Genomic DNA, 26,446 nt, shown 5'->3' on the forward strand with positions numbered 1-26,446 from the left:
CAACTGCTAAGCATGCTTAGGATTAGTAGCCCATGGTAGACCATGAATCTGGAAGAAAAGTTCCGCAGCGGCGGATCAGATCCACTTGTTGTGCTTGAACGCAAGGTAGAGGACCAGGCCCATGGCCACCATCAGCCCCAGCGCATACGGATAGCCGTAGGTCCAGGCGAGCTCGGGCATGTTGGCGAAATTCATGCCGTAGATGGACGCCACCAGGGTGGGCGCGAACAGGATGGCAGCCCATGAGGAGATGCGCTTGACCTGCTCGTTCTGTTCGAAGCTGGACTCGGTCATGCGCTGCATCTCATCGTTTTGCCGCTGGGCCACTAGGGCGGCATTGACGGCGAGCGCGTTCTGGAGCAAAGCACGGAAGGACGCCACGCGCTCGTTGAGCCGGATGACGTGGTCCAGGACGTCCCGGTAGTGGTCCCGGAGTTCTGTCGCCTGTTCGCGGTCCGGTGTTCCGGCCATCAGGGCCTGCAGGATTCCCGCGAGCGGGCTGGTGGCGCGTTGGAAGGTGATGACCTGGCGGGACAACTCATAGATCCTGCGGGACACGTCGGGGTCCGCGCCAAAGAGGTCGTCCTCGATTTCGTCGATGTCGTTCTCCAGGCCGGCCACCACCGGTTCGTATTCGTCCACCACCTGGTCCAGGATCCCGTACAGCACCGCGTCAGGTCCCAGGGCCAGGAATTCGGGCATGGCCTCCATCCGGCGCCGGACCTTGGCCAGGTCGGGGGATTCGGCGTGCCGGACGGTGACCACGTACTCGTCGCCGACAAAAACATGGATCTCCCCGAAGTCCACCTTCTCTTCATCGTCGCGGTACCTGGCGGGCCGGAGCACCAGGAACAGGCACTCGCCGTAATGCTCCAGCTTGGCCCGCTGGTGGCCGGCGAGCGCGTCCTCGATGGCCAGGGCGTTGAGGTCGAATTCCTCGCCCACGGAGTGCAGTTCCTCCGGGTCCGGCCGGTAGAGGCCGATCCACGCCATCCCCTCGCGCTGGCGGAGCAGGAAGTAGGTCTCGTCAAGGTCTTCCGGGTCCTCGGTGCGGAGCCCGTTCACGTACACCGCGTTATCGATGATGGTCACGGCTCCGCCTCCCGCTCTTGCTCCCAGTCGTCCAGCAGGGCCGGCATCCGGGAATTGAGGAAGCGGTAGAACCGGGCCATCTCCGCCACCCGGGCCCGCGCCGCCGATCCTTCAGGGAGTGTTTCGGCCGTCGCGTCGGTCAGGGCCGCAAGCTTTTCGTAGACGGGGCTGTTGCGCATGGACGCCACGTACCATTCGTCCTGGTGCAGGGCGTAGAGGTCGCGGCGGCTTCCGGGCTGTGAGACCCGGTGCACGAAGCCCACGGCCTGCAGGTACCGCACGGCGCCGGAGACGGCAGCGGCGCTTGCCCCCAGCTGCTCGGAAAGCTCTGCAGCGGTGAGGCTCCCCTGCTCCGAGGACACCAGCGCCAGCAGTGTCCGCGCGGGCATCTTTGGAAACCCGGCCGCCGCGAAGGCGGCCGCAGTCCGTTCGGCAGCGGCCGCCGTGGCACCAGCGGCGGCGGTGAGTTCCGGGGCCCGGGAGCCAACCACGTCGGCGTCTGCGCTCATGCCGCGCCAACCTCCCTCCGCCGCATCGCCGCCACAGCCAGCGCGGCGGCAACCGCGGCAACCAGCAGCATCCACCAGGCGCCGCTCCAGTCCGTGGCGTCCCCATGCGGCACCGGCGTGTGGGTGAACGGCGACAGGTCGCGCAGGCTTTGGTCAATGCCCAGCATCCCGCCGAAAATGCCCAGCAGCACCCCCAGGGCCAGCAGTCCCCAGCTGGCCCCGATGGTGGCGGCGGGCCACAGGACGAACACCAGGGCCGGAACGGCCAGGTAGATCAGTGCCGCCGGCAGCTGGGCCAGGGCGGTTTGCCAAAGGGCATCGGCGGGCATGGATTCATCGCCGGAGCCGGTGAGGGTGGCCCACGCGCCCACCCCCGTGAGTCCCACCACCAGCACCACGGCGGCCGCGCCGAGCAGCAGGTAACCGGCCAGCCACCGGACGCGTCCCACCGGGGCGGACAGCAGGAGTTCGGCGGTTCCTGCCGCTTCCTCCTGCCGCAGCCTCGCCACCGCCTGCAGGGCACACGCCGCAGCCAGGACCCCTGCCATGGAAAACAGCACCGACACCATGAGCTGGGTGAGCGAGGTTCCCTGCGACTGGAGCATGGCCCGCATCACGGCGGTGATGTTGGTGTCCGGGGTGTCGACGGCGGCAATCGCCGTTCCGAGCGACCCCGCCAGCAGGCCCAGGGCCAGGCCGCCCAGGCCCCACCCGAAAATCGATCCGGCCTGCAGCCGCAAGGCGAGGGCCACGGGACTGCGAAGGCCGCCCCGGGCGGCGGCACGTCCGGGCCGCGCTTCCCAGACGCTGGCCCCGTTGTCGCGCGTGCGGAGGATGAGCCAGGCAGCTGCGAGGCAGCCGACGGCGAGCCCCACCGGCAGCAGCAGCGGCCAGCCGCGGTTCCCTGAGTAAGCGTATGTCTGCTGGCCCCAGCCGATGGGCGAGAACCAGCTGGCGGCCCCTTCGGTCATGGTGGTCCCGTCGGTGCCGGGCGTACCGGTGGCATCCCCGATCCCGCGCAGGACGTAGGCCAGGGCAACCAGTGCAGCGGACACACCGTTGGCACCCCGTGATGTGCCCATGAACTGGGCCACCAGCAGCCCCACGCCCAGGAACGAGAGTCCGACGGCGCCCGTTGCGGCTCCAGCAGCCAGGGAACCTTGGGGGTCCAGGCCCTGCGACAGGAAGCCGAAGTACACCGCGAGCGACACGAGGATGTTCGCCGTGATTCCGTGCAGCAGGGTTGCCGTGGTGGGCATCAGGCGTCCCGCGGGCGTGGCGGCCACCAGTTCCGCGCCGCCGGATTCCTCGTCGGCCCTGGAGTGGCGGACCGCCAGGAATGTGCTCATCAGGCCTGCCAGCAGGGCAAGGAACGCGTAGATCAGGAAAAACGTGAAGGCCCCTTGGTCTGCGCCGCGGGGCAGGCCGCGGAGCATCAGGATGGCGGGGGTGGCGATGGCCACCTGCAGGATCTCGGTGCGGCTGGCCACGTTGCCGTAGGTCTGGGTGACGGCGGCGGCCGCGAACAGGGCAAACGCACCGATGGCCACCACCCAGCTCAGGAGCTGCCAGCGGTCCCGGCGCACCCGCTGGCCCCAGAGGACCAGGAGGACGCCCATGTCAGCTCCGCCCCCTGGCACCGAGCAGGTGCCGCCGGGAACCGTGGTTCCCTTCGGCCAGATGCTGATCCGGGGTCTCAGCGCCAAGGGAGGTGTCACCGTAATGCCGCAGGAACAGCTCCTCGAGGGACGGCGGGACGATCGTCAGGCCCTGCACGCCCAGGGCACCCAGGACTGGAAGCACCTCGGCGATCCGGTCCGCGTCGGCCCTGAACCGGACGCGCCCGGCGTCGACCGTCAGGTCATGCACCGCACCCAGCCGGGCCAGGGCCTCCGCATCCAAGCCGTCCGCCGCGAAGGAAACTTCGGACCTGGTGAGGTGCCGCAGGGAGTCCAGGGTGCCGCCGTCGACGATCCTGCCGGCGCGGATGATGCTCACGCGGTGGCACAGCACCTCCACCTCCGAGAGGATGTGGCTGGAAAGGAGCACGCTGGCCCCGCGGTCGACGGCGGCGAGCAGCTCACCCCGGAACACCTCCTCCATGAGCGGGTCAAGGCCGCTGGTGGGCTCGTCCAGCAGGTAGAGCTCCGCTTCGGTGGCCAGCGCGGCGATGAGCGCAACCTTCTGCCGGTTGCCCTTGGAATAGGCGCGTCCCTTCTTCGCCGGATCGAAGTCGAAGACCTGGCACAGGTGGTCCTTGCGGCGGCGGTACGCGGCACCGTCAGCCGTGCCGCCGCGCAGCCGGGACAGCAGGTCGATGGTTTCGCCGCCGGACAGGTTCGGCCAGAGCCGGACATCGCCGGGGACGTAGGCCAGGCGGCGGTGCAGTTCCACCGCCTGGGTCCATGGCTCATACCCCAGGACCGTTGCGGAGCCGGAGGTTGCCCGGGCCAGGCCCAGAAGGACGCGCAGGGTGGTGGACTTTCCCGCGCCGTTCGGGCCGAGGAATCCGTGGATCTCCCCGCGCTGGACTTCCAGGTCCAACCCGTCAAGGGCCCTGACGTGGCCGAAGTGTTTGTGCAACCCCACTGTCTGGACAACGGTGTTCATGGTCCAAGTCTTTAAAGTTTTCACAACTTTGTGAAGGTACTAAAGTCCCAGCTATGACCCCCGACAGATCCGTGCCAGGCGCGCAGGCCACCCGATCGTCAACGGCACCGCTGTATGCGGCGGGGTTTGTCACCGCTTTCGGCGCCCACAGCATCGCGGCCGGGCTGGGCTCGCAGAGCGAAAACATCGGCCTGACCCTCCTGAACCTCGGCATCTTGCTGGCCCTCTACGACGGGGCCGAGGTGTTCCTCAAGCCCGTCTTCGGCGCCCTCAGCGACCGCATTGGCGCCAAACCGGTCATCGTCGGCGGGCTGCTCGCCTTCGCGGCACTGTCGCTGATTGGCCTCGGCGCTGCCGACCCGTTCATCCTGGCCCTGGCCCGGCTGGGACAGGGGGCTGCAGCGTCGGCCTTCTCGCCGTCGTCGTCCGCCATGGTGGCCAGGATGGCCCGCGGCGGAAAGGCTGGGACCTACTTTGGCCGGTACGGTTCCTGGAAGAGCCTGGGTTACATCATTGGCCCGCCGCTGGGGGCGGGCCTGATCCTGGCCGGCGGCTTCCCGCTGCTGTTCGGCACCCTGTCGGCGCTGGCCGCGGCCACGGCCGTGTGGGTGCTGGTGTCGGTGCCGCGCCTGGCACCGCTGCCGCGCAAGCGGTACACCGTGATGGACCTGGCCCGGCAGGTGGGAGAGCGCCGTTTCCTGGTCCCCACGCTGGTGCTTGCCGCCTCGACCGGCGCGCTGGGTGCCGCCGTCGGCTTCCTCCCGGCGCTGGCCACGCGGCACGGACTGGACGCCTTCGCCGGCACGGCGGCGGTGAGCGTGGTGGCACTGGGCTCGGTGCTCACCCAGCCGTGGATCGGCAGGCTGCGGGACCGGCACGCCGTCAGCGACAATAAGGGCACGACGACGGGCCTGCTGCTGATTGCCGCGGGCATCGCTTTGGTGGCGGCCGCCCCGGGAGTGGTCACCATCTTCGTTGCGGCTGCACTGATTGGGTCGGGCATCGGCGTGGCCACCCCGCTTGGGTTCGCGCACTTGGCGGACACCACGCCGCCGGAGCGGATGGGCCGGACTATGGGCTCGGCAGAGCTCGGGCGCGAACTGGGCGATGCCGGCGGACCCCTGCTGGTGGGGGCCATCGCCACGGCAACCGCCCTGCCGTTCGGACTGGGCGCGCTGGCGCTGCTGGTGGCCGCCGCGGCCGTCCCCCGGCTGGACCCGGTCAGCCCCGCGGGCTGAGCGGGCTTCCAGCTTTTTGTGTCACCCTTAACCGCGATGACTTCTTCACGGCAACTTTCCACCAGGACTCCGGCACGGCCTGCCCCGGGCTCGGCGTTCCTGTTTGTGCTGTCCACGGTGGCGTGCATTGCCGGGCTGGTTGCCACCTATTGCTTCTTCGTCCAGACCACCACGGGCCAGTTCATCGACGAGTCCGCGCTGGTGGAAGCGGTGGAGATCCACGGGCCCGCGGGCAAGGCCGCCACCCGGTTCCTCGACTGGCTGCCGACGATTTCACTGGTGATGGCCGCCGTCGTGGTCCTGTTTGTCACCGTGATCCGGCGGCACTGGGCGGAGGCCGGGATGGCCGTGGCCGCGTGCATCGGCGCGAACGTGGCAACGCAGGTGCTGAAGGACCTGCTGCCGCCGCGCCCGGACAAAGGTGTGCTGACCCTCGAGCTGAACTCGCTTCCCTCCGGCCACACGACGCTGGCGGCATCCGCTGCTGCGGCCGTGTTCCTGATGGCGTCCCCGCGCTGGCGCCCCATGGCCGGCTTCATCGGCGGCTCCTTCGCCATCGCCTCCGGGGTGTCCACGCTGATCAACCAGTGGCACCGCCCCGCGGACGTGGTGGCAGCGTTCCTGTTGGTGGGCGTATTCATGATTCCGGCCGGCTGGCTGATCCTCCAGCGGGGATCCTGGCGCGAGTGGGACGGGTTCGGCGACCACATCGGCTCTGCCCGGATCTGGCTTACGTTGCCCGTACTGATTGGTCTGGCTTCGGCCGGCGTCGCGGTGTACTCGCTCATCCGGATTGCGCCCAGCCCCTGGCAGGAAACCAGCACCACCAACTACTTCTGGGCCGGCATCTCGCTGATCGTGATCGCGGGGTACCTGGCCACGGTGGCCACCACCTCCCTGTTCGCCTTCGCCGCACGACGGCGGCGCGCACCCAGGCGGTAAGGGTTTAACTGGGCGTATCCCGGGAGTCCCGTCCCATGCTTTCCTCCAAAGCTGCCGCGAGCTCCAGTTCGTCGAGGTACCGGGCGGCCGGGCGCCCGGTGGCCTGGGCCAGCCGCTCCAGCGTGGCAAGGTGCTGGCGGGCCAGCTCGATGGCCAGTTCCTCCACGATGCTTGGTCCGTTGCGCACCACAAGGTCGCTGAGGAATACCTGCAGGCTCCCGGCGGGGCGCCCCTTGGCTTCAATGTCCGCTGCAACGAGCCTCGTGAGGGCAGCCGCGGCGAGTGCAGGTTTGTCGCTGAAAAGCTCCACGATGACCCCCTGTAGCAATGGGCTGGGATGGGAAACAACGGCATGTGTTGCTACAACTTAGCCCTTCCGCACCTGCCCCGTAAGGGGTCATGAGTCCTGAGTTAAAGGATGGCGCCGGAAAGGTTTTCGAGGCATGGATTGAGGACGGGGTGCCGGGTAGCACATCCGGCGTTATGCCGGGAAGTCTTGAGGCAACCTTGAGGGATTGGAGTCCCCCAGCTTGATCGGCGCGGTGAATAGTTGCAGGTGCCAGGGCGGCGTTTTGAAGAGGGCGCCGCCCGGCACTCCCCCTCCCCGCCCTTTCAGTTGCGGCGCGCAGCGATCCTGCGTCAGGGGTCGAGCCGCTTCCGCAGGAGGCAGAACTCGTTTCCTTCCGGGTCCTGGAGGACGTGCCACTGCTCGTCGCCGGTTTGCCCCACATCGGCCGGCCGGGCACCGAGGGCCAGCAGCCGTTCCAGCTCTGCGTCCTGGTCCCGGTCCACCGGGTTGACGTCGATGTGCAGCGGCAGCCTTCCCACCCGCGGGTTGCTGCTGGCGCTCAGGATAATCGTGGGCTGCAGTCCGCCGAACCCGGCGTCGGGCGGCCCGATCTCAATCGCCCCGTCCTCCCGGTCCAGCTCGACATACCCAAGGACGTCACTCCAGAACCGCGCAAGCAGTTCGGGGTCGTCGCAGTTCAGGACCAGTTCGCTGATTCGGCATGACATGGTGCCAGTATCCAGCTCGGCGGGAGACGGTGCCACTGCATGGGGGGATGCAGCGGCACCTTCTTCCGCCGAGCTGGCAGACCCTCCTTGTGCCGATACGTGGGCTGCGGTGGCTTAAAGACAATTCTGCACGGCCAACCTCAGGAAGCGGGGAGGTAAAACGTCAACAGAAGCTCAAGTTATGTGAAGCTCCAGCAGGCGTGCGGTCTGCGCTTCTCCTCTCTTAACGAATCACCCCCACAGCAGCGCGCCAACTACTTTCGCCCGGGAAGGGCAGCGTCAAGAATGTCCAGGGCGTTGGCACGCATGGCACCAAATGCCTGGTCGGGCCGGAGGCCTGCCACGTCCCGGAGCCAGACGTAGGGTTCAATCCCGGCAACAGCGCGAAGCCGCACGGCGAGGGCGGCGATGTCGATCGCGGATCCGGCGGCTTCCAAGGGCGACAGGGCGTCGCGGTACCAGCCCACAGCACGGCCGCCGCGAAGGGTGGGACGGGCAGCGCCGGGCGTAAGGGACAGCCGCAATGACGCCCGCAACTGCGGTTCCCAGGCCCGGATGAACTCGAAGTGCGCGTCCAGGGTGCGCACCAGGCGGGCACGGACGTCCGACGGCGGGTCCTCGCCGAGCAGCGACCCCAGCCCGGTCTCCGGGAGGGCAGCGTGCAGGAGGGCTTTCTTGTCCGGAAAATACCGGTAGGCAGTGGTCCGGGATATGCCGGCAATGGCGGCGACGTCGGCAACGGACGGGTCCCGGCCCTCCTTCAACAGTTCCCGGAGGACTGCCACCAGCTCTTCCCGCGTGCGCGACTTTTGCCGGACCCTGCCGGTCTCCAAATATTTTTCATTGTGGTGGGCGGACACAAGACTTATGATACCTATGTACCGTCATGGCACTGATGTCCCATAAACACAAACAACTCATCCAGGGGTTTCCCGTGGCCGATCCCATTGCAGTGAATCCACAGCATTACCGGCTCGTCTTCGAAAACGACAGGGTCCGCGTCCTTGAGTACAGCGACGGCCCCGGAGACAGCACCGGAACCCATTCCCACCCGGACAGCGTGATGGTCACGCTCAGTTCCTTCGCCCGCCGCCTCCGATCGGGAGGCCGGGAAGTCGACGTGGAGCTGCAGGCAGGGCAGGCCCGCTGGCTTGACGCGCAGGAACATTCAGGCACCAACACCGGCTCCACCCCTACACACTGCCTCTTCATCGAACTGAAGGAACCACGCCAGGAAACGTCCGGCATGGATGAGCAGCATCTGCCGGCCACCCACACCGGCCGCCTTGGCCCTGTCCCTTCTTAGTAACGGGATACCCGCCAGCCGCAGGAGGCAGGCGGGTATCCGATAAAAGGCAATACCTATGCCCCGCCCCCTCGGAGCAACAGCCTGCACCAGGCGTCCGTCAGCCACTCGGCGAACTGGCCGGCCGTCCACCCCCGCTGGTCCACCAGCAGCACCCAGTACTCAGGGCCGTTCATGCTCCAGACCGCGTCGGCGAGTTCCGTGGCCGGACGGTCCGTTCGCAGTTCCCCGGTGGCGGCGAGGTCCTCAATGAACTTCAGCATGTTCGCTGCGCGCCGGTCCGAAATCCCGGTCCAGAGCGCAGCACAGTCTGGATCGGTTCCGGCCGCGTCACGCAGGGCCAGATAGACCGGGGCAAGACGGGGCTGGATGCCGGCCAGGGCGTGGGCATAGATCGAGATCTTCCCGGCCGCCCCCTTCGCCTCCCGCAGGCGGATCACGTAATCGCGGTCCCCTGCGGGCACCGCCTGGCCGGTCCCCGAAATGGCAGTTTCCACCACTTCCCGCAGCAGGTCCGGCTTCCGTCCGATGGTCGCGTAGATGGTATCGACGGCGACTCCGGCCTGCCGCGCAATGCCCGCCACGGTGGTGGAACGATAGCCCTCCCCCACAAACAGCTCGCGGGCAGCAGCCAGCACGGCGTCACGGGTCGCGGCCGCCTGCTCCTTGCGCCGCGGCGAATGGTAGCGGCGTGCCGGGGCATTGACTTCGCTCATGGCCGGGCCTAGCCTTAATTCATCCGAGTATTCTTCGGATGAATTGTAGCAGGAAGCCCGGGACCGCAGCGAAGTCAGGAACAGCGGACGGGGGCGGAAGGGCAGGGCATCATGTCAGAGCACTTCGATACCGTGGTGATAGGCGGCGGCCAGGCGGGATTGGCCATGGGCTACCACCTGTCCCGCCTGAAGCGCCCCTTCCTTATCCTCGACGGGAACCCGCGGACCGGAGACAGCTGGCGCAACCGCTGGGACTCCCTCCGGTTATTCACGCCTGCCCGGTACGACGCCCTTCCCGGCAGCCGTTACCCCGGCCCGCAGTGGTCATATCCGGGCCGGGAGGAGTTCGCTGACTACCTCAGCAGCTATGCGGAGAAGTTCGAACTGCCGGTACGGAACAACGTCCGGGTCAACCGGCTCAGCCACAACGGGCACGTCTTCGTCATCGAAACCGGCAAGGGCCGCATCGACGCGGACAACGTGGTGGTTGCCCCGGGCTGGGACCGTAAGCCGAAGGTTCCGGCATTCGCGCAGCAGTTGAATCCGGACATCAGGCAGCTCACGGCGGGAAGCTACAAGAGCCCGGAGGATCTCACCCCTGGCCCCGTCCTGGTGGTCGGCGCCGGAAACTCCGGAGCCGACGTCGCGCTTGAACTCGCGGCCATCCGAAAGACTTATCTCTCGGGCAGGCACCCCGGGGAAATCCCCTGGCCCATCGACGCTGTGGCGGCAAGGCCGCTCACGCTCGCCGTGTTCTTCGCCTTCTCGCACCTCCTGACCCTCGGCACGCCCATGGGCAGGAAAGCCCGCCCGCAGATCCTTGCGCACAGCGGGCCGCTGGTCAGGGTGAAGAACCGCGACCTGGTGCGTGCCGGCGTCGAACGTGTTGCCAGGACGGAAGGCATTAAAGACGGCCTGCCGCTGCTCGCGGACGGAAGAACGCTCGGCATCACCAACGTCGTCTGGTGCACCGGGTTCACCCCGGATCTGGCGTGGATTGACCTGCCGGTGTTCGGCCCGGACGGGGAGCCGCAACAGGACCGGGGCGTGGCCAAAGCCCAGGCGGGACTGTATTTCCTGGGCGCCACCTTCCAGCAGTCGCTGGCCTCTTCCATGGTCCACGGCGTGGGCAGGGACGCAGCCGCTATCGCCCGGCTCATGGCCGCAAAAGCGCACCGCGCAGTAACAGCAGCGGGCCAGGCTCCCAGCAGGGTCAGGCCGGAAGGTTCAGCTGCTCCACAATGAGGCGGGCGGTCGCGGGGTCGCCAAGGATCCGGAAATGCCCGGCGACCGGCAGCTCAATGTTGGTGGCCCCGGGCAGGACGCTCCGCTCCGGAATGTGCGGATCGAACGGCCCGTAGACGGACGTGATGCGGCTGTTGATGGCCAGCTCGCGGGACATCTGGAGGGTCAGGGCGTTCCGCGGCGAGAAGATCCGCAGGCTGGGCAGCAGCATGTACCGCGCGTAGCGCGAGCCGGAAAACGGCGCGCACACGGCGATCATCCGGTCGATCCGGTGCTCAGGATCCAGGGACAGCATGGTGAACTTGCCGATCAGGCCGCCCTTGCTGTGCGCCACCAGGATGGCATCATGCAGCCCCGCTTCCTCCAGGTGCTGGGCCACCAGTTTGGCGGCGTCCGGCACCTTCAGCTTGTTGCGCTGGAGCACCGTGACCACATGCACGGGATGCCCGGCGTCGTGGATGGCCTGGATGAGCGGCATCATGAACTGCCAGTTTTCGTACACGCCGGGGATAATCACCACCGGCGGGCGGGTTCCGTTGCGGAAGGACGCCGGCTGCACGCGCGAGAAGAATCCACGGACCTGCCAGCCCGCGGCATACACGTAGTCCTGCGCCCACCACACAGCCTTCTGCAGCGGACCGATACGGGCAGCGGCGCCGGGATCACTCATGAATCGAGAATAACCTTGCCCGGCGGCGTACCCACCAACCGGGCCCGCAAACACGCCTCAGTAGTTGCGCCGGTGCTTCAGGCGGGGAATGACGACGGCGAACACGGCCGCCGCCGCGAAGCCCAGGACGCCCGTGGCTGAGATCCCCGGGCCCAGGGACGCGAGGGCCGTCACCCCGGAGAGGAGGACCGGTCCCCCGGTGGAGCCGGCGTCGGCCATGAACCGCCAGAGGCCCAGGAATTGCCCGCGGCCGCGGTCCGGCGAGAAATCCGCGCCCAGGGTCATCACCAGCCCGGAGCTGATGCCGTTGCCGAACCCGATCAGCAGCGCGGCCAGCAGCAGCCCCACGAAGGACCCGGTCATCGGGATCAGGAGCAGCGCGGTCCCCATAAGCAGCGTGGACGGAACCGCCACCCACTGCCGGCCCTTGCGGTCCATCAGTCTTCCGGCCGGATAGAACACCAGCATGTCAATGGCGCCGGACAGCCCGTAGATCAGGGACGCGGAGGTGGCGTCCATGCCCAGATGGTCGGACCAGAGCGGGATGACCACCTGCCGGGAGGACCGCAGCGCGCTGAGCAGCAGGATTCCCATCCCCAGCGAAAGGAACACACCCGCATGCGACACCGCCACGCTACGGAGCGTGGGCTGGGGGCCGCCGTCCCCGCCCAACCGGACCTCCGGCGTCGTCAGGTCCGGGATGGTGAGGGACAGCAGTGCGGCGGCCGCCATGGCCACCACCCCCACCCAGTAGGCGCCGGCAATGCCGAAGAACTGCATCACCGCAGCCCCCGCGAACGGGCCGATGAACACGCCGATCCTGTTGACGCCGCCCAGCGTGGACAGCGCGCGGGCGCGGAACGCCACGGGGACGGCCTCGGTGAGGTACTTTTGCCGTGCCAGGCCAAAGACCGCCCCGGACATCCCGACGACGGTCATCGCCACGGCGAGCAGCCACAGTCCGTTCGGGGCCAGGGCGGAGGTGGCGGCCGCCGCGAGGGCCAGGCCGGCAGCGACGGCGGCGCCCACGATGGACCAGCGTTCGCCGAAGCGCAGGGTCACCAGGGACGCCGGCAGGTTGAAGAACCACGATCCGAGCCCGATCAGGGTGACGATCAGGGCGGCCACGGCCACCGAGGCGCCAAGGTCGCGGGCGGACAACGCCACCACCGGAAGGATGGCGCCCTGACCGATTCCGAAAAGCAGTGTGGGGCCGAAAGCGGCCACCGCAATACTGCGCAGGCTGAAGGGCTCGGGGTCATCCGGGGAAGTCATCAGATTTATCCTATGGCTGCCGGATCCGGACCCCCTGCATTGGAAAGGGGGTACGGTACGGGGTTTCCACCGCCGCCCTGCATCCTAGAATCTCCCTACGCAGTAGGTTGGGGGGATCCAGGATGGTGGGACAGCAGGGAAGTCCACGTGAGGAAGGAATTGTGGAGCGCCTGCAGGACCTGGTCCTGAAGAGCCCGGATATGGCCGAACTCCTCCACGAACTGGTGACTCTCTCTGCCGCAGCACTGTCCGTGCACAGCAGGCTGCTTTGCGGGGTCACGATGGTGCGGAAGAAGAAACCAGCCACCGTGGCCACGAGCCACCCCCGCGTCAAAGCCATGGATGAGCTGCAGTATGCCTATGGCGACGGGCCGTGCCTGGCCGCCCTTCGGGACCTGGAAACCGTCTACATCCCCACGTTGCATGATGAGAGCCGGTGGCCACACTACTGCGCCACGGCCTGGTCCGAAGGCATTCGCTCCATCCTCTCCGTTCCGCTGCCGCTGGAGGGGGAAGCAAGCGCGGCACTAAATCTTTACGCGGCCCAAACCCACGCGTTCAGCGACGAGGCGATCCACAAAGCGCAGGGGCACGCAGCCCAGGCCTCCAAGGCACTGCGCGTGGCTGTGCGGCTGGCGCAACTGACGGAGGACCGGGACAACCTCGCTGCGGCGCTGGAGTCCAGGACCACCATCGACCTCGCCACCGGAATCATCATGGCGCAGAACCAGTGCAACCAGGACACAGCCATCAGGGTGCTGCGGAGCGCCTCCAATACCCGCAACCGCAAGCTCAGGGAGGTAGCGGCCCTGCTGGTGGCGTCCGTGGGCAAGGATCCGAACGTCATCACGCACTTCGACTGAGGGCCACTGCTGCTCCGTCAGTCCTCAGCGGGCCCGCGGCTGGAGCCCGGCGAGGGCACGGAACAGATTTACCAGCTCAACGATGGCGCCGATGATCGTACCCATGATGCCAAGAACCAGGAGCACGCGTACCAGAACGGGCCAGCCGGACCAGCTGGTGCCGAAGTCGAAGGGGAAAACCTCCCAGAGGCGCATCATGGCAGCCAGCCCGATGCCCATGACCACCAGGTTGCCCAGCGCCAGGAGTGCCCTGGCATGGATCACCGCGCAGACCACGTTCACCACGATGGCGGCAATCAGGGATGCATTAATGAGGTCCAAAGCGCGGGGCATGTCCGCCGTCAGGAACGGCACTATCCGCCAGCCCGGCCAGATGTTGATGCCGTACAGCAGCAGGGCGTTGACGATGGCGGAGCCAATGTTTCCGCTCCGGCTCACGGTGGTCCTGTCCGCCATGCCACCCTCCTCACCGGTCCGTGGGCTCCCGCCCGTTCTGGAATCGATTGCTCCGTACTTGTCCTTTTCAGGGGTCAAAACGGCAGTTACTCAGCAATCGACGCCGGGAACGGGGCGCGTTGGCCCTAAGTCATGTGCTACCAGAATCAGGTTAGGGCCGGGGCGGCGGGAAGTGCCGAAGGTCCCAGGGCGCCGGGCCGGGAACGGAAGGACGTTGGACGGCGAGGAGCTGGCTGGAACCGGAAGGTTACCCAGCGCCTTAGGGGCTGCCCGGGTCAGTAGCCCGCCAGGACCTCGGCGGCCTTGCCGTCCGCCGCCGCGTTCACCAGTTCCTCTGCCACGATATGCAGCTTGGTGTTGGCGTGCTGGCTTCTGGTGGCCAGGACCTGGAATGCCGTCTGGCCGTCCACACTCCGCAGCACCATGACGATGCCCTTGGCCTGCTCTATGAGGGCCTTGTGCCCGAACGCACCCTCGATGGCTTCCTCGGCGGCGTGCTGGGACTCGATGCGCAGGCTTTGGGTCACGTCCACCATGAATCCGCGGACATACTCCACCTGCCCCGACGGCTCGGCAACGGCCTGGACGGCAGAGAAAACGCGGCGTTCCTTGCCGCGGACGTCCATGACCCGGTGGAGCAGCGCCCCTTGGCCGCCACCATCAAGGAGGTTTGCCCAGAGGGCGCGTACCGGTTCGCGGTCCAACGGGTGTTTGTGCGCCATGAACAGCTCCATGGTCGGCACCACCTCGCCCGGCTTGAAACCGTGGATGCCGAACATGCCCTCAGACCACTCCATCTTTCCGGAGGTAACGTGCAGCTTGAAGGTTCCGGAGGGACAGTGCGCAGAGGGCTTGAGCGGAAAGAGATACGTATCAAGCTTCGACCACATACAGTCCTCCCAATGTCAGGTGCGGCCCCCGGCGGGCTAACGGCACCAACCCTAGCTGAACGGGCTTGGAGGACAAGTCATATTCTGCCCTGCGGGCTCCGCAAAAGTGTGGGGGTCACAACAAGCCCGCGAAGGAGTAGCGTTCGCCATATGGGGCGCTGATGATCTGCGCCCAGAGCCAAGGGGAGGTCATTTAATGGGTGAAGTGTGGATCCGCACGCTGGGCAACGGGCTGGTCCGGGCAGACCGGGTTACGGAAATTTCATCCACCCGGGGGTCCCTTCACGAGGACCGCGGGTATTCACTGAAAGTCATCGTGGACGGCAAGGGCCACGTGCTGATTGACGACGGTGGGGTGCAGGGTTCGCTGTCCGAGCGGCTGGAATACGCCAGGCACATGGAGGACGCCCTGCTGCTTGCCATCGATGAGGCGCGGGAGAACGACGCGTCCATGGTGATCTCGTACGAGCCGGAACGCGAGCGCTGGTCATCGGCCCCCGTGTCCGTATTAACGGGAAGGCTCCCCGAAGTCGTCTGAAGCGGGGGGAAGCCCCCAACCAGCCGGCAGTTCTTGTCGTTTTGGGTGCTGATAACGACAAGGACTGCGAGCCAGTTGGGGGCTGCAGCACAAACTCAGCTGTGGGTCGGTTCCTCCACCAGCGCCGTGGCGATGCTGGCGGCATCCTCCAGTGCGGCCAGGAACCGCTCGGCGTCCAGGGCCGCGGCGCAGCCGGTGCCCGCGGCGGTGATGGCCTGCCGGTAGCGGTGGTCCACGGCATCGCCGCAGGCAAAGACGCCGGGCAGGTTGGTGCAGGTGGTGGGCGCATCCACCTTGATGTAGCCCTCTTCGTCAAGGTCCACCTGGCCGGCCACCAGCTCGGTGCGCGGCAGGTGCCCGATGGCCACGAAAATGCCGGTGGCGTCCTGGTGGCGGGCCTCACCGGTGCGGGTGTCCGTCAGGGTGACGCCGCTGACCTTCCCGTCGCCGTGGATGGCGGTGACGGCGGAGTTCCAGGCGAAGCGGATCTTGGGGTTGTCCTTGGCGCGCTGTGCCATGATGCGGGAGGCGCGCAGTTCGCCCTTGCGGACGACGACGGTGACGGACTTTCCGAAGCGGGTCAGGAAGGTTGCTTCCTCCATGGCGGAGTCGCCGCCGCCCACCACGATGATGTCCTGCTCGCGGAAGAAGAATCCGTCGCAGGTGGCGCACCAGGAGACACCGTGGCCGCTGAACTTCTTTTCCTCCGGCAGGCCGAGTTCCTTGTAGGCGGATCCGGTGGCCAGGATGACGGCCTGGGCCTCGTAGGTCTCCCCGCCGCCGGTGACCACGCGCTTGACGTGACCCTTCAGGTCAACGGACGTGGCGTCGTCGTACTCAATGCGTGCGCCGAACTTCTCCGCCTGCTGCTGCAGCCCGTCCATCAGCTCGGGGCCCTGGACGCCAGCGGGGAAGCCCGGAAAGTTCTCCACTTCGGTGGTGTTCATCAGCGCGCCGCCGGCAGTGACGGACCCGGCCAGGACCAAAGGGTTCAGTCCGGCACGGGCGGCGTAGATGGCGGCGGTGTAGCCGGAGGGGCCGGAGCCGATGATGATCAGCTGTTCTTTGCTCATTGCTTGTCCTTCGGTGGCGGTGCTACTGGGCGTCCGCGTGCTGCGCGGGCAGGAGTCGGGTGGTCAGTTGTTCAGTGCGTGCGTTGATCACCACGTCCGATTGTTCCATTGCCTGGACGCTCAGGGCCAAGACGAGGATCCCGGTGGCCGGAGGTGTTTCCCAAACTGGGAGGAAACTGCGGTCGATGTAATAAACGTCACTGTGTTGCGCGCATCACATTCGTTGCCTAATCTAGTTGAGGCTTAAGCAAACAGGCCATGCAAGAAGCTGCAGCGTCGCAGCCAATGCCGGGGAAGGCTTTACATCGTGAACTCCAAGCTCAATATCGTGGTCCGGGTCGACCTGGACCACAGCAAGGCCCAGGTGATTGCAAAGGGGCATATCACCATCCACAGCGTCAACGCCCTCTATGTCGTGGCAAAGCGTGCCAACTCCCTCAAGGAGGGTCTGGACCTGGAGCTCGACATCTCCAGCGCCTGGGTGGATCAGGAGGCGCTGGACATGCTCCATGCCGCTTCCCAGACAAGGCAGCTGCCCGCAAAGATCGATCCGGACCAGGCACCCTGCACCATCAGCGTGCTGGCCGATCGCCGGCATCCACGCACCAGGCCAGCCCGCCTGGCCGCATAGGACTCCCGGCCGCTCGCCGCGCCCACGCTTCGGGCCAGAGCAGGCCGGCCATCGTTTCCTCCACCGCTCCAAACAACCCCAAGTGCAGCTGCATCTGAACAAACGGATGGCTGCACTTCGGGGCTGTTCGGGGCCCAGGCCCTTAAGCGGGCCCCAAAACTTACATCAACTGCCCGCCGCCATCCAGGAAGTCCCGGAGCTCCACCGCGCTCAGGCCGGCAGCCCTGCCCAGGGCCTCTTGCCCGGCGCCGCGCTTCGCGGCGGTCCTGACTGCGTTGTCAAACTGCCCCTGCGCAGCGTCGAGCTCCCACTGAAGGCTCTCCACCCTTGCCGACGCCAGACGGACGGATTCCAGCGGCTCACCGGCGGGACCGCTGTCCACCGTGTAGCCGCAAGCGCAGGACCATTCGGAGGAGCCGAGTTCAAGGGGGGCCCACCCCAGGGACGCAATCGGAACCGATCCTGCCGTCATGGCCACGCCGCAATGGAAGGGCGCGCCCGGGTCATCAAGGCCCTCATCCGATGCCGGGGCGTCCCCCACCGCAGGTATTGAGGCTTCATCACGCACCATCGGCGCCGCGTGGAGCTGAATCCCAAGGTGAGCCAGGACCGGCACATGCCGCCCTGCTGCCTGTGGTTCAAGTACTGCAGTCATGCGCCCGCCGTCCGGTAGTTATCCAACAATGTAGCTAGTCTAACTAGGATCAGGCGATTGTCTACCGCGTACCAGCAGCAGGAACGGCTTCCACTGCATCCACGGCCTCCCGCATGCGCACCAGGAAGTGCATGACGGCCCTGATCTCCTCAGTGGACAGCGACCCCGCAGCCTCGAGCATTCGCGAGTGCAGCTGGTCCAGGTTGTGCCGCACTTCCTCGCCGGCGCCCGGAGTGGGCCTGAGAATGACGGCGCGCCGGTCGGACGGGTGCGGCTGGCGGGTAACGAGGCCACCCGCCACAAGCCGGTCAACAAGGCTGGTCATCGACGCCGAGGTGACGCCAAGGCGGGCGGCAAGCTGGGTGGGACGGACGCCCACGCCGGCAGCGTCCGCGTCGATCAGATAGCGAAGAGCCAGAAGGTCCGTCTCCCCCATAGCCATGGAGGAACGGGTGCGCCGCCTCATGGCGCTTTCCGAGGTGCGGAACTCCCGGAGGGCGTTAATGACATCAACAGGTCCGGGCTGCGCGGCTCCGCCGGTTGGGTACCAGGAACCTTCGCTTGCACCATGCGGGTTCATGCGATTTCCCTCGATATCCTACTTGCTTGGCCGTCTAACAAACCCCATGGTAGCCCACTTGCCGGCGCGCTACCTCCATCAGTTCTGGACCAAACGCGTACCTGCGCAGCGTGCGGGGAAAAGTAGAGTACCCGCTACTCGTGCCGCTGCCCGGCCAGCCCAATAGGTTTTTATGCAACCCCCGGCAGCACGGCCAAGGGGCAAACGCAGATGGGGGTGCAGGGTGGTTTCTGGCCCGGCAAACAACACGGGGCCCGCGCAGCAGGGTTTCCTGCTGGATCTCATGACAGGGGCCGACGGCGAGGCAGAGTCCCTGCACAAGCTCGCCGGCGCCGCCTCCCGCTGGATGAGCACCACGGCAGGCGCGGCAGTTGAGTGTGCCGCCGTGCTGCACCGCGGGCGGTCCCGTCCCGTCACTGCCGGAAGCACGCCGGGCGCCGCCGCCATTGCTTCCTCGGAGGACGACTACAGGGACGGACCAACCGCGCTGGGCTCCCTGCCGGCCGCCCCGACGGTAATCAACCAGGCCGGCTCGCGCTGGCAGGCCTACCGGAGCCGGTTGCTGGAACGCGGCTTCGGCGGAGCCCTGGTCCTCCCCCTGGACGTGCAGCAGGACTCGTCCGCCGCCCTCGTGTTCCTGGGTCCGGCCAACTATGGATTCACCACCAAGGTCCTCCCTGAAGCGGCATGGTTCGGCGAGGTGGCAGCACACAGCCTGAAACTGGCCCTGGACGTCCACGGCGTGATCCGTGCCGGCGACAACCTCAAGCAGGTACTGGAGAGCAGGACCAGCATCGACGTGGCCTGCGGCGTGCTCATGGCGCAGAACCGCTGCTCCTACGCCGAGGCCTTCAGCAGGCTCGCCGGCACCTCAAGGAACCGCAACATCAAGGTCCGCAGCGTGGCGGACAGCATCCTGAAAGCGATGCCCAGCGGTGCGCCCAGAACGCGTTTCGAACCCCCGGCAATTGCCTAGGAACAACTCCAGGGAACCGCAGCGAACCGTCCTGCTTGTCCCCCCGCAGTTACGCCTGGTGCCGCGACCGTACCCGGATGAGGCCGGCCGCCACGAATCCTGCACATCCGAGTGAAGCCAGCATGCCGCCGAGAGCCACAAAGTAATCGGTGATGGTCATTGTTCCTGCGCTCCTTCCGTACTGCCTGGGTACTGCCTGGTGCGCCCAAGCTACGCCGCGAAACGCAGCGTTCCCCGAAGAATCGCCAGCAGGTTTGGTCAAGATCCGGTCACGGATTGTGCGGGGATCCACATACTTCAGGTCCGAAATCTTCCCTTTATCACGGCGTTCCGTATTATTCATGCATGTGGACTAAACAAAGCCAGAGTTTCTGCCCCACCTGCGGCAGGACCACCAATCACGTCACCCACTTCCAAAAGGACGACGCCGGTTCCCTGGTTGCGGACGTCCGCTGCGCTGAGTGCCCCGAGATTGCCGGAGCGGTCGCTTAGGAAAGTACGTTCCCTCACGGCTGCAGTCCTGGGCCCACCGCATGAGGACGGACGACGGCGAAGACCACCAAGGCCGCTGCCTGCACTGCGGTGACGGTGACGGCCAGGGCGGGGATTGAATACTCGTACAGCACGCCGATGAGGAAGCTCCCGGCCAGCCAGGCCAGGCCGTAGCACGCGGTAAACATCCCATAGGCACTCCCCCGCCGGGCTGCCGGTGCCAGCCCCGCCACACCGGCCCGCATCGTGCTCTCCTGGACGCCCATGGCCGCTCCCCACACCAGCACTCCCGTCACCGCGAAGGCCGTGTTGTTGCTGAAGCCCAGCCACGGCACCGCGGCCGCCAGGATGGGCAGGACCAGGAGGACTTTCAGTCCCACCCGGTCAAAGAGCCACCCGGAGGCCAGGGCGGCCACGGCATCCACTCCCATGGCCGCGGCGTACAGGACCGGAACCACCGCCGGCGGCAGGAGCCCGGTGGCCACCAGGTGGAAGGACAGCAGCCCGAACGTTGCGTATCCGAACATGGTCAGGCTGCTGAACGCGGCGTAGAGCCAGTACTGGCGCGGCATCGGAGCGTTGCCGGAAACAGGGCCAGGTCCCCCAGGCACGGGGTCTGCCGCGTCCTCGTATAGGGCTGGATCGGGAACCCTGCGCCGCAGCCAAAAGAGAATCAGCATGGCTGCCAGACCCGGAACAGCCAGCAAAAGGAATCCCGGGCCGTAGCTGCCCGACAACGCGAGGGCCGCTCCCACCAGCAGCGGCCCAAGCAGCGCTCCCACCTGGTCCAGCGCCTCGTGCAGCGCGAACGCCTTGCCCTGGCCCAGCGCAGATCCTGCCTCGGCCAGCATGGTGTCCTTGGCAGGGCTCCGCACAGCTTTGCCCAGCCGCTCCGCCAGGACCATGAGGGAGGCAATCCACAGCGCGTCGGTGATTCCCAGCAACGGTACGGACACAGCTGTCAGCGCGTACCCGCTGATTGCCAGTGCCCAGCGAAGCCCGGGCCTGTCCGCAAGCCGTCCGAAGACCAGGCGGAGGACCAGGGCCACGGCCTCCCCGGCGCCGGTGACCACGCTGACCAGGAGTGCGGACGCGCCCAGGGCACCGAGGTACGGGCCGGTGACGCTCCGGGCGCCCTCGTAGACCATGTCCATCAGCGCGCTGACTATCCCGAAGACCAGGATGAAGCGGATGGCGGTCATGGGCGCCGCGGGACCCTTCCCTGCGGCGCTACCGCTGGTAGGCATGCTCCCGCGCCTGCTTCGCGGCACGGTCAACCACCGCACTCTTCGGCCCGGCACCGCGCCACCGGCCGCGGGACACGCGGGTGCCGCGGCGGGCAGGGGGAACAGCTCCTTCGGGACGGGTCACCGCGAGGATGACCCCTATCCCGGCCAGGGAGGAGACCATGGCGGAGCCGCCGTAGGAGATGAACGGCAGCGGCACGCCGATCACGGGCAGCAGCCCGCTGACCATGGCGATGTTGATCACGGCCTGGCCCAGGATCCAGGTGATCACGCTGCAGGCAACGATCCGGGAGAACGTGTCCGTGGTGCGGGCAATCGTCTTGAACACGGCAATGGCCAGGATGGCGAACAGGCCCAGCACCAGGAGTGAACCGGCCAGGCCCAGCTCCTCGCCGAGGATGGAGAAGATGAAGTCGTTGTGGGCTTCCGGGATCCAGTTCCACTTCTGCCGGCTCTGACCCAGCCCCACGCCGAACCAGCTGCCGGAAGCCAGGGCGTAGGCTCCGTGCTGCGCCTGGTAGCCCATGCCCTGGGCGTCCTCGTCCGAACCCATGCCCAGCCACGAGGAGATCCGGCCCATCCTGTTGCCGCTGGTGGCCGCGAGCACCAGGGCCGCTGCCACGCAGATCATTCCAGCGACGGAGAACACCTTCATCCGTACGCCGCCGTAGAACATGGTGGCCGCGAGGATCAACATGATGATCATGGTGGTGCCCAGGTCATGCCCCAGCGCCACAATGACCATGATCAGTCCGCCGGCGGGTCCCAGGGGGATGACCGCGTGCTTCCACTGCCCCAGCAGGGCCTGCTTCCTGTCCAGGATGCCGGCGGCCCACACAATCAGCGCCAGTTTGGCGAACTCGGACGGCTGCGCGGTGAAACCGCCCACGCTCAGCCAGTTGCGGTTGCCGTTCACCGACATGCCCAGCGGCGTGAACACCAGCACCAGGGCCACCAGGGAGCCGATCAGCAGCGGCCAGCCCAGCCAGCGGATCCGCCGCACTGTCATGCGCGCCAGCACCAGCATGATCACCACGCCGGCCACGGTCCACATGGCCTGCTTCAGGGGAAGATCGTACGGATTGTTTCCTGCCGCCACGGATTCCACGGACGACGCCGATGCCACCTCCACGAGTCCGATCGCCGAGAGCGTGAGGACCACCGCCAGGATCAGCGGCCGGAGGCGTCCCGGGGAGTCATCCTCGAGCCACACCGCCAGTTTGCCCAGCCCGCGGCGCGCGGGACGGCCCGCCCCGCGCTGCTTTTGTCCTGTATTCATCTGTCCGTTCCTCAGCCTGCATACCCGGGCTTCGCCATGGCCGGGCCCATCTCCGGGCGGGTACCGCCGAGAAGAAAGAGTACGCCCCCTGTACCCGGCGGACTGCACCGGGACACCCGCCAGGGCAATGGTTCCGGGGGAATTGCCAGCTTGGGCCTGTAGTGTAGCGGAAACCTGTCCCCTCCCGAAGGTTATTTTGTCGTGTTCGGTTCCAGAAAATCCCCCGGCCCGGATCAGGAAGGCTCCAGCTCCGCTGCCTACCCCGGCCAAGGCGAGCTGTACGCCGCCAGTTCGCGCCGCCGTCGGCCCTTCCGCCGTGCCCCGCGCTGGGCCAAGGCCCTCACCGCCCTGGTGTCCGTGCTGCTCCTGGGCATCCTGGCGTTCGGCGGCTACTGGGCCTGGCGCCTGCAGTCCAACATCAGCACCTCCGAGCTGACCGCCGGCGGCCAGCGGACCGAAGGCGCCGTAAATGACAGCACGGACCGGCTGCAGATCCTGGTGCTGGGCTCGGACACCAGGGAGGGAAACAACAGCCAGTTCGGCACTGCGGACCAGTCCTCAGGCTACGGGCACTCCGACGTGATGATGCTGCTGGACATCTCGGCCGACAACAAGCACGTCAACATCGTCAGCTTCCCCCGCGACCTGCTGGTGGACGTCCCGGCGTGCACGGATTCCAAGACCAACCAGAAGTATCCCGCCCAGCAGGACGCCATGATCAACAGCGCCATGGCCCAGGCCGGCATCGGCTGCGCCGTGGACACGGTGAACAAGCTCACGGGACTGGAAGTGGACCACTTCATGATGGCGGACTTCAACGCCGTGAAGGAGCTCTCCAACGCGGTGGGCGGCGTGGAAGTCTGCGTCACCGACGCCGTCAACGATCCCGATTCGCATCTGACCCTGCCCGCCGGCACGTCGCAGGTCCAAGGCGACCAAGCGCTGGCGTTCCTGCGGACCCGGCACGCCTTCGCCAACGGCGGGGACCTGGGCCGCATCCAGGCCCAGCAGGGTTTCCTGGCCTCGCTCAGCCGGAAGCTCAAGTCCGAGGGCACGCTGGGGAACCCGCAGAAGACCCTGACCATCGCGGACACCATCACCAAGAACCTGACGGTTGATTCGGGGCTGTCCTCCATCCCGTCGCTGCTCACTATCGCCAACCGGCTGAAGAACATCGACCCAGCCAGCATTAACTTCATCACCACGCCCACCGTGCCGTCCCCAGAGGATCCCAACCGGCTGGCCCTGGATGAGCCGGCGGCCTCCAATTTCTTTGCGGCCCTGCGCAACAGCCCGGACCTTAGCCAGCCTGCCCCCGCAGCACCCACGGAAACGCCTGCAAGCCCTGCGGCGCCGGCCTACGACAAGTCGCTGCAGCCGGTCTCCGTCGCCAACGGCACCGGCGTGGCGGGCCGGAGCACCGCGATTGCCGGGCTGCTTTCGGATGCCGGCTTCACCAAGGTGACCAAGCTGCAGGCCCAGGCGCAAAGCCAGACCATGGTGTACTACTCCGCCGGGTTTGAGGACGTCGCCGCGGATGTGGCCGCGCTGTTCGGGCTGCCGCCCACCAGTGTCCAGCAGGTGGCGAACATCCAGGGCGTGCAACTGTACGCCGGCACGGACTTTGCCACCGGCACCAAACCCGCTGCACCGCCGTCGTCCGCCGACTCCTCCGGCAGCGTGGTGGCGCAGACCGGCAACGACCAGACCTGCCAGTCAGCCAACCCCACCGGTTACTAGCCCCCTCCCCTCCCCGCGAGATGGCACTTAACCGCAGTCGCCGGCGCCGGAACTGCGCTTAAATGCCATCTCGCGGCGCTTTTGCGTGAGTACAGCCGCAGCTGTACTTTGGGTGGATGCAGACGCTTACCCATGCCCCCGTGCTGGCCCGCTTCGGCTATGCGGTCTCGGACCCCACCCGCTCCCGGGTGCTGCTGGCGCTTGCGGAGTCGCCGTCGTATCCGTCAGACCTGGCGGACAGCCTGGAGGTGTCCCGGCAAAGCATGTCCAACCACCTGGCCTGCCTGCGCGGCTGCGGCCTGGTGGTTGCGGTGCCCGACGGACGGCGGAGCCGGTATGAACTGGCGGACCAGCGGATCGGACACGCCATCAAGGACCTGCTGAACGTCGTCCTGGCGGTTGATCCGGCCTGCTGCGCGCCCGACGGGGAGTGCTTGGCATGAGCGCTGCAATGAACGCACCCGCCATGGACCGCCGGCGGGTACTGAGCCGGCGGATCAGGCTCTTCGCAGCAACCACCATCACCTACAACGTCATTGAGGCCATCGTGGCGCTGTGGGCCGGCGGCGCGGCTGATTCATCCGCACTGATCGGCTTCGGCCTGGATTCGGTGATCGAAGTGGCTTCCGCCCTGGCGGTGTCATGGCAGTTCTCCGCCACGGACCCGGAGCGGCGCGAACATCTGACGCTGCGGATCATCGCCGTTTCCTTCTTCGCCCTGGCCGCCTTCGTGGCCGTGGATTCGCTCCGCTCCCTGGCCGGGGCCGGGGAAGCGCAACACTCGGTGCCGGGCATCGTGATTGCGGCATTGAGCCTGGTCATCATGCCCGTCCTGTCCTGGGCGCAGCGCCGTGCCGGGCGGGAACTCGGGTCCAGGACGGCCGTAGCGGACTCCAAGCAGACGCTGCTGTGCACGTACCTCTCCGCGGTGCTACTGCTTGGCCTGGTCCTGAACGGCGCCCTGGGCTGGTGGTGGGCCGACGCCGGCGCAGCTCTGGTCATCGCCGGAATCGCGGTCCGCGAAGGCATCAACGCCTGGCGCGGGGACGCCTGCTGCGCTGTTCCGCACCGGGCGGAAGCGGAGGAAGAACAGGCAGGCTGCTGCCCCGGCTGCTCCAGTCCTGCGTCTTCAGCCGGCCCGCAGCCGCTGGGCCTGCCCACCGTCAGGAAGGGCTGACTTCCGGGCAGCCAGCAGAGGACGCGTGCGGCCTAACCGGCTGATGCCGCCGCGGGCGCCTTGGCGGGGTTGGGCGTGGCAGGCACGACGGCGGGCTCCAGCTTCCGGTTCGCCCAGAGACGGAGCGGCCGCTCAACAAAGCGGAAGGAGGCGTACGCCAGCAGCAGGGTGAGGGCTGCGGTCAGGGCGATGCGGAGCGGCAGCGCCGGGATGAGGGGGATCAGCAGCAGGTAGACCGGCAGGTGCCAGAGGTACATGGCGTAGGACAGGTCGCGGCCCGGTCGCGCCAGCCAGGGGTGGCTGAGGATGCGCGACAGGAAGCCGGCAGGCTGCAGGACCAGCGAGCCAATCAGAACGGCCGAGAGCAGCGCGAGCGCCGTGGGGCCCACGGTCCAGAACGTGTTGAACCAAAGGCCGGGGGTATCGGGCTCCTTCAGCAGGAACAGCGCGGCCACCAGGGCCAGGCCGGCAAGCGGGGCACCCCAGCGGGCCACCGATGCCATGGCGTTGTGCAGCCGGGAACCCTGCCGCACCCCAGTGAACAGCAGGGCCAGCGCGCAGCCGATCAACAGTTCGTCGGCCCGGGTGTCCGGTCCGTTGTAGATGCGGTCCAAGGGCTGGCCGTCAATGACCAGCAGGAACCGGTTCAGCACGAAAACGCCGGCCAGGGCCACGGTGGCCAGGGCTGTGGTGCGGACCTTCCAGAACCGGAGCATCACCAGCAGGAGCAGCGGCCACACCAGGTAGAACTGTTCCTCCACGGCCAGCGTCCAGGTGGGGCCCAGGGTTTCGCCGGCAATGGAGTCGCCGAACATGCCAAAATGCGCCAGGTTCATCACGTAGGCGGCGGCGGGAAGGACGAAACCGGCCTGGCCGCCCCAACCGGAGGCAGGGAAAAGGAGTCCGACGCCGACGATCACCGCGCACAGTGCCAGCAGCGCCGGCCACAGCCGCGCCAGTCGCTTGGCGTAGAAGATGCCCAGGTGGAGACGGCCGGTGGCCATCCGCTCCTTCATGATCAGCAGCGTGATCACGAAGCCGCTCAGCGCGAAGAAGACATCCACGCCGATGGAGCCCCCGGGCATCGATCCGGTGGCGGTGTGGAAGAAAAACACGCCCGCCACGGCGACGGTCCGGAGCCCGTCCAAGGCATGCTTGCGCCCAACGATGAGCCCGGTTCCGGGGGCCGCCGGGGCGTCCGTTGCTGACAAAATTCCGCTGCTTGACCG

At 67.2% G+C, this 26,446-nt stretch carries 30 protein-coding genes; 12 read left to right on the forward strand and 18 right to left on the reverse strand.

All coding sequences use genetic code 11. The annotated features are described in order from the left end of the window. Positions 1-75 precede the first annotated feature (75 nt). Genes corA through ACTHQS_RS04945 form a run of 4 tightly spaced genes read right to left on the reverse strand, consistent with a single transcriptional unit; the run spans position 76 to position 4,211 of the window. Positions 76-1,092, reverse strand: coding sequence for a magnesium/cobalt transporter CorA (gene corA / locus ACTHQS_RS04930; protein ID WP_440166574.1), 1,017 nt, complete (start codon positions 1,090-1,092; stop codon positions 76-78). Continuing rightward, a complete protein-coding gene (locus tag ACTHQS_RS04935; RefSeq protein WP_440166576.1) occupies positions 1,089-1,601 on the reverse strand; it encodes a GbsR/MarR family transcriptional regulator in 513 nt (170 codons plus the stop codon). The genes corA and ACTHQS_RS04935 overlap by 4 nt, the downstream gene beginning before the upstream one ends. Then, on the reverse strand, positions 1,598-3,220 hold the full coding sequence (locus tag ACTHQS_RS04940) for an ABC transporter permease (RefSeq protein ID WP_440166578.1): 1,623 nt from the start codon (positions 3,218-3,220) through the stop codon (positions 1,598-1,600). Before ACTHQS_RS04940 ends, ACTHQS_RS04935 begins: the two co-directional genes overlap by 4 nt. A 1-nt stretch (position 3,221) precedes the next feature. Continuing rightward, positions 3,222-4,211 carry an ATP-binding cassette domain-containing protein gene (locus ACTHQS_RS04945; protein WP_440166581.1) on the reverse strand — a complete coding sequence of 330 codons (990 nt, stop codon included), beginning with the start codon at positions 4,209-4,211 and terminating at the stop codon, positions 3,222-3,224. 53 nt (positions 4,212-4,264) lie between these two features. On the opposite strand from ACTHQS_RS04945, the gene ACTHQS_RS04950 reads away from it, so the two are divergent. After that, complete coding sequence (locus ACTHQS_RS04950) at positions 4,265-5,449, forward strand: MFS transporter (protein ID WP_440166582.1); 1,185 nt, start codon at positions 4,265-4,267, stop codon at positions 5,447-5,449. Positions 5,450-5,485: 36 nt separating this feature from the next. Then, the gene (locus ACTHQS_RS04955; protein ID WP_440166583.1) at positions 5,486-6,391 is read left to right on the forward strand and encodes a phosphatase PAP2 family protein; all 906 of its coding nucleotides are present in this window, start codon (positions 5,486-5,488) and stop codon (positions 6,389-6,391) included. Positions 6,392-6,395: 4 nt separating this feature from the next. Here the strand turns inward: ACTHQS_RS04955 and ACTHQS_RS04960 are convergent, their stop codons facing one another. The 3 genes from ACTHQS_RS04960 to ACTHQS_RS04970 form a co-directional block, all read right to left on the reverse strand. Continuing rightward, positions 6,396-6,701 (reverse strand): hypothetical protein, encoded by a 306-nt coding sequence (locus ACTHQS_RS04960; RefSeq protein ID WP_440166585.1) that lies wholly within the window; start codon positions 6,699-6,701, stop codon positions 6,396-6,398. Positions 6,702-7,030: 329 nt separating this feature from the next. Continuing rightward, positions 7,031-7,408 (reverse strand): VOC family protein, encoded by a 378-nt coding sequence (locus ACTHQS_RS04965; protein ID WP_440166587.1) that lies wholly within the window; start codon positions 7,406-7,408, stop codon positions 7,031-7,033. A 254-nt stretch (positions 7,409-7,662) separates the two neighbouring features. Then, positions 7,663-8,268 (reverse strand): TetR/AcrR family transcriptional regulator, encoded by a 606-nt coding sequence (locus ACTHQS_RS04970; RefSeq protein ID WP_440166589.1) that lies wholly within the window; start codon positions 8,266-8,268, stop codon positions 7,663-7,665. 74 nt (positions 8,269-8,342) lie between these two features. Between ACTHQS_RS04970 and ACTHQS_RS04975 the strand changes: the two genes are divergently transcribed. Next, positions 8,343-8,714, forward strand: coding sequence for a cytoplasmic protein (locus tag ACTHQS_RS04975; protein WP_440166591.1), 372 nt, complete (start codon positions 8,343-8,345; stop codon positions 8,712-8,714). A gap of 56 nt (positions 8,715-8,770) precedes the next feature. Here the strand turns inward: ACTHQS_RS04975 and ACTHQS_RS04980 are convergent, their stop codons facing one another. Then, complete coding sequence (locus tag ACTHQS_RS04980) at positions 8,771-9,430, reverse strand: TetR/AcrR family transcriptional regulator (RefSeq protein WP_440166593.1); 660 nt, start codon at positions 9,428-9,430, stop codon at positions 8,771-8,773. Positions 9,431-9,541: 111 nt separating this feature from the next. Here ACTHQS_RS04980 and ACTHQS_RS04985 point away from each other — a divergent pair, with 111 nt between their 5' ends. Further along, on the forward strand, positions 9,542-10,675 hold the full coding sequence (locus ACTHQS_RS04985; protein ID WP_440166595.1) for a flavin-containing monooxygenase: 1,134 nt from the start codon (positions 9,542-9,544) through the stop codon (positions 10,673-10,675). Here ACTHQS_RS04985 and ACTHQS_RS04990 read toward each other — a convergent pair. Further along, a complete protein-coding gene (locus ACTHQS_RS04990; RefSeq protein ID WP_440166597.1) occupies positions 10,644-11,345 on the reverse strand; it encodes an esterase/lipase family protein in 702 nt (233 codons plus the stop codon). The genes ACTHQS_RS04985 and ACTHQS_RS04990 overlap by 32 nt on opposite strands. 57 nt (positions 11,346-11,402) lie before the next feature. Beyond that, complete coding sequence (locus ACTHQS_RS04995) at positions 11,403-12,620, reverse strand: MFS transporter (RefSeq protein ID WP_440166599.1); 1,218 nt, start codon at positions 12,618-12,620, stop codon at positions 11,403-11,405. A gap of 161 nt (positions 12,621-12,781) precedes the next feature. On the opposite strand from ACTHQS_RS04995, the gene ACTHQS_RS05000 reads away from it, so the two are divergent. Beyond that, positions 12,782-13,483 carry a GAF and ANTAR domain-containing protein gene (locus ACTHQS_RS05000; protein ID WP_440166601.1) on the forward strand — a complete coding sequence of 234 codons (702 nt, stop codon included), beginning with the start codon at positions 12,782-12,784 and terminating at the stop codon, positions 13,481-13,483. A 24-nt stretch (positions 13,484-13,507) separates the two neighbouring features. Here the strand turns inward: ACTHQS_RS05000 and ACTHQS_RS05005 are convergent, their stop codons facing one another. Beyond that, a complete protein-coding gene (locus tag ACTHQS_RS05005) occupies positions 13,508-13,939 on the reverse strand; it encodes a hypothetical protein (protein ID WP_440166603.1) in 432 nt (143 codons plus the stop codon). Between the two features lie 275 nt (positions 13,940-14,214). Beyond that, a complete protein-coding gene (locus ACTHQS_RS05010) occupies positions 14,215-14,829 on the reverse strand; it encodes a PAS and ANTAR domain-containing protein (protein WP_440166604.1) in 615 nt (204 codons plus the stop codon). 196 nt (positions 14,830-15,025) lie between these two features. Between ACTHQS_RS05010 and ACTHQS_RS05015 the strand changes: the two genes are divergently transcribed. After that, a complete protein-coding gene (locus ACTHQS_RS05015) occupies positions 15,026-15,367 on the forward strand; it encodes a hypothetical protein (RefSeq protein ID WP_440166606.1) in 342 nt (113 codons plus the stop codon). Between the two features lie 95 nt (positions 15,368-15,462). Here the strand turns inward: ACTHQS_RS05015 and trxB are convergent, their stop codons facing one another. Continuing rightward, on the reverse strand, positions 15,463-16,440 hold the full coding sequence (trxB, locus tag ACTHQS_RS05020) for a thioredoxin-disulfide reductase (RefSeq protein WP_440166610.1): 978 nt from the start codon (positions 16,438-16,440) through the stop codon (positions 15,463-15,465). Positions 16,441-16,747: 307 nt separating this feature from the next. On the opposite strand from trxB, the gene ACTHQS_RS05025 reads away from it, so the two are divergent. After that, complete coding sequence (locus tag ACTHQS_RS05025) at positions 16,748-17,071, forward strand: hypothetical protein (RefSeq protein ID WP_440166612.1); 324 nt, start codon at positions 16,748-16,750, stop codon at positions 17,069-17,071. Positions 17,072-17,231: 160 nt separating this feature from the next. Here the strand turns inward: ACTHQS_RS05025 and ACTHQS_RS05030 are convergent, their stop codons facing one another. Further along, the gene (locus ACTHQS_RS05030; RefSeq protein ID WP_440166614.1) at positions 17,232-17,726 is read right to left on the reverse strand and encodes a hypothetical protein; all 495 of its coding nucleotides are present in this window, start codon (positions 17,724-17,726) and stop codon (positions 17,232-17,234) included. Between the two features lie 61 nt (positions 17,727-17,787). Continuing rightward, the gene (locus ACTHQS_RS05035; RefSeq protein ID WP_440166616.1) at positions 17,788-18,306 is read right to left on the reverse strand and encodes a MarR family winged helix-turn-helix transcriptional regulator; all 519 of its coding nucleotides are present in this window, start codon (positions 18,304-18,306) and stop codon (positions 17,788-17,790) included. A gap of 283 nt (positions 18,307-18,589) precedes the next feature. Between ACTHQS_RS05035 and ACTHQS_RS05040 the strand changes: the two genes are divergently transcribed. Both ACTHQS_RS05040 and ACTHQS_RS05045 read left to right on the forward strand, forming a co-directional pair. Continuing rightward, on the forward strand, positions 18,590-19,282 hold the full coding sequence (locus ACTHQS_RS05040) for an ANTAR domain-containing protein (protein WP_440166618.1): 693 nt from the start codon (positions 18,590-18,592) through the stop codon (positions 19,280-19,282). 345 nt (positions 19,283-19,627) lie between these two features. Next, the gene (locus ACTHQS_RS05045) at positions 19,628-19,774 is read left to right on the forward strand and encodes a hypothetical protein (RefSeq protein WP_175316166.1); all 147 of its coding nucleotides are present in this window, start codon (positions 19,628-19,630) and stop codon (positions 19,772-19,774) included. A gap of 14 nt (positions 19,775-19,788) precedes the next feature. Here ACTHQS_RS05045 and ACTHQS_RS05050 read toward each other — a convergent pair whose 3' ends face one another. Both ACTHQS_RS05050 and ftsW read right to left on the reverse strand, forming a co-directional pair. Then, on the reverse strand, positions 19,789-21,021 hold the full coding sequence (locus ACTHQS_RS05050) for an MFS transporter (RefSeq protein ID WP_440166620.1): 1,233 nt from the start codon (positions 21,019-21,021) through the stop codon (positions 19,789-19,791). After that, positions 21,005-22,300 carry a putative lipid II flippase FtsW gene (gene ftsW / locus ACTHQS_RS05055; RefSeq protein WP_440166622.1) on the reverse strand — a complete coding sequence of 432 codons (1,296 nt, stop codon included), beginning with the start codon at positions 22,298-22,300 and terminating at the stop codon, positions 21,005-21,007. The genes ACTHQS_RS05050 and ftsW overlap by 17 nt, the downstream gene beginning before the upstream one ends. Before the next feature lie 201 nt (positions 22,301-22,501). On the opposite strand from ftsW, the gene ACTHQS_RS05060 reads away from it, so the two are divergent. From ACTHQS_RS05060 to ACTHQS_RS05070, 3 genes are all read left to right on the forward strand, one after another. Continuing rightward, positions 22,502-24,040 carry an LCP family protein gene (locus ACTHQS_RS05060; protein WP_440166624.1) on the forward strand — a complete coding sequence of 513 codons (1,539 nt, stop codon included), beginning with the start codon at positions 22,502-22,504 and terminating at the stop codon, positions 24,038-24,040. Positions 24,041-24,156: 116 nt separating this feature from the next. Beyond that, on the forward strand, positions 24,157-24,483 hold the full coding sequence (locus tag ACTHQS_RS05065) for an ArsR/SmtB family transcription factor (protein ID WP_440166626.1): 327 nt from the start codon (positions 24,157-24,159) through the stop codon (positions 24,481-24,483). Further along, complete coding sequence (locus tag ACTHQS_RS05070) at positions 24,480-25,217, forward strand: cation transporter (RefSeq protein ID WP_440166628.1); 738 nt, start codon at positions 24,480-24,482, stop codon at positions 25,215-25,217. The genes ACTHQS_RS05065 and ACTHQS_RS05070 overlap by 4 nt, the downstream gene beginning before the upstream one ends. A 32-nt stretch (positions 25,218-25,249) precedes the next feature. On the opposite strand, the gene ACTHQS_RS05075 is transcribed toward ACTHQS_RS05070, so the two are convergent. Continuing rightward, entirely contained in the window at positions 25,250-26,428 is a 1,179-nt protein-coding gene (locus ACTHQS_RS05075; RefSeq protein WP_440166630.1) for an acyltransferase family protein, read from the reverse strand. Between the last annotated feature and the right edge of the window lie 18 nt (positions 26,429-26,446).

This window comes from Arthrobacter sp. SAFR-044 (assembly GCF_051965175.1).
In the GTDB taxonomy this organism is placed as follows: Bacteria; Actinomycetota; Actinomycetes; order Actinomycetales; family Micrococcaceae; genus Arthrobacter.

Bases quoted from the DNA above. Each gene is read 5' to 3' on its own strand.
- ACTHQS_RS04945 (WP_440166581.1), bottom strand. From the start codon at position 4,211: ATGAACACCGTTGTCCAGACAGTGGGGTTGCACAAACACTTCGGCCAC.
- ACTHQS_RS05070 (WP_440166628.1), top strand. From the start codon at position 24,480: ATGAGCGCTGCAATGAACGCACCCGCCATGGACCGCCGGCGGGTACTG.
- ACTHQS_RS05050 (WP_440166620.1), bottom strand. From the start codon at position 21,021: ATGCCTACCAGCGGTAGCGCCGCAGGGAAGGGTCCCGCGGCGCCCATG.
- ACTHQS_RS04965 (WP_440166587.1), bottom strand. From the start codon at position 7,408: ATGTCATGCCGAATCAGCGAACTGGTCCTGAACTGCGACGACCCCGAA.
- ACTHQS_RS04990 (WP_440166597.1), bottom strand. From the start codon at position 11,345: ATGAGTGATCCCGGCGCCGCTGCCCGTATCGGTCCGCTGCAGAAGGCT.
- ACTHQS_RS05030 (WP_440166614.1), bottom strand. From the start codon at position 17,726: ATGACTGCAGTACTTGAACCACAGGCAGCAGGGCGGCATGTGCCGGTC.
- ACTHQS_RS04995 (WP_440166599.1), bottom strand. From the start codon at position 12,620: ATGACTTCCCCGGATGACCCCGAGCCCTTCAGCCTGCGCAGTATTGCG.
- ACTHQS_RS05040 (WP_440166618.1), top strand. From the start codon at position 18,590: ATGACAGGGGCCGACGGCGAGGCAGAGTCCCTGCACAAGCTCGCCGGC.
- ACTHQS_RS05045 (WP_175316166.1), top strand. From the start codon at position 19,628: ATGTGGACTAAACAAAGCCAGAGTTTCTGCCCCACCTGCGGCAGGACC.
- ftsW (WP_440166622.1), bottom strand. From the start codon at position 22,300: ATGAATACAGGACAAAAGCAGCGCGGGGCGGGCCGTCCCGCGCGCCGC.
- ACTHQS_RS04955 (WP_440166583.1), top strand. From the start codon at position 5,486: ATGACTTCTTCACGGCAACTTTCCACCAGGACTCCGGCACGGCCTGCC.
- ACTHQS_RS04950 (WP_440166582.1), top strand. From the start codon at position 4,265: ATGACCCCCGACAGATCCGTGCCAGGCGCGCAGGCCACCCGATCGTCA.
- ACTHQS_RS04935 (WP_440166576.1), bottom strand. From the start codon at position 1,601: ATGAGCGCAGACGCCGACGTGGTTGGCTCCCGGGCCCCGGAACTCACC.
- ACTHQS_RS05065 (WP_440166626.1), top strand. From the start codon at position 24,157: ATGCAGACGCTTACCCATGCCCCCGTGCTGGCCCGCTTCGGCTATGCG.
- ACTHQS_RS04940 (WP_440166578.1), bottom strand. From the start codon at position 3,220: ATGGGCGTCCTCCTGGTCCTCTGGGGCCAGCGGGTGCGCCGGGACCGC.
- ACTHQS_RS05035 (WP_440166616.1), bottom strand. From the start codon at position 18,306: ATGAACCCGCATGGTGCAAGCGAAGGTTCCTGGTACCCAACCGGCGGA.
- ACTHQS_RS05015 (WP_440166606.1), top strand. From the start codon at position 15,026: ATGGGTGAAGTGTGGATCCGCACGCTGGGCAACGGGCTGGTCCGGGCA.
- ACTHQS_RS05010 (WP_440166604.1), bottom strand. From the start codon at position 14,829: ATGTGGTCGAAGCTTGATACGTATCTCTTTCCGCTCAAGCCCTCTGCG.
- ACTHQS_RS04980 (WP_440166593.1), bottom strand. From the start codon at position 9,430: ATGAGCGAAGTCAATGCCCCGGCACGCCGCTACCATTCGCCGCGGCGC.
- ACTHQS_RS05005 (WP_440166603.1), bottom strand. From the start codon at position 13,939: ATGGCGGACAGGACCACCGTGAGCCGGAGCGGAAACATTGGCTCCGCC.
- trxB (WP_440166610.1), bottom strand. From the start codon at position 16,440: ATGAGCAAAGAACAGCTGATCATCATCGGCTCCGGCCCCTCCGGCTAC.
- ACTHQS_RS04985 (WP_440166595.1), top strand. From the start codon at position 9,542: ATGTCAGAGCACTTCGATACCGTGGTGATAGGCGGCGGCCAGGCGGGA.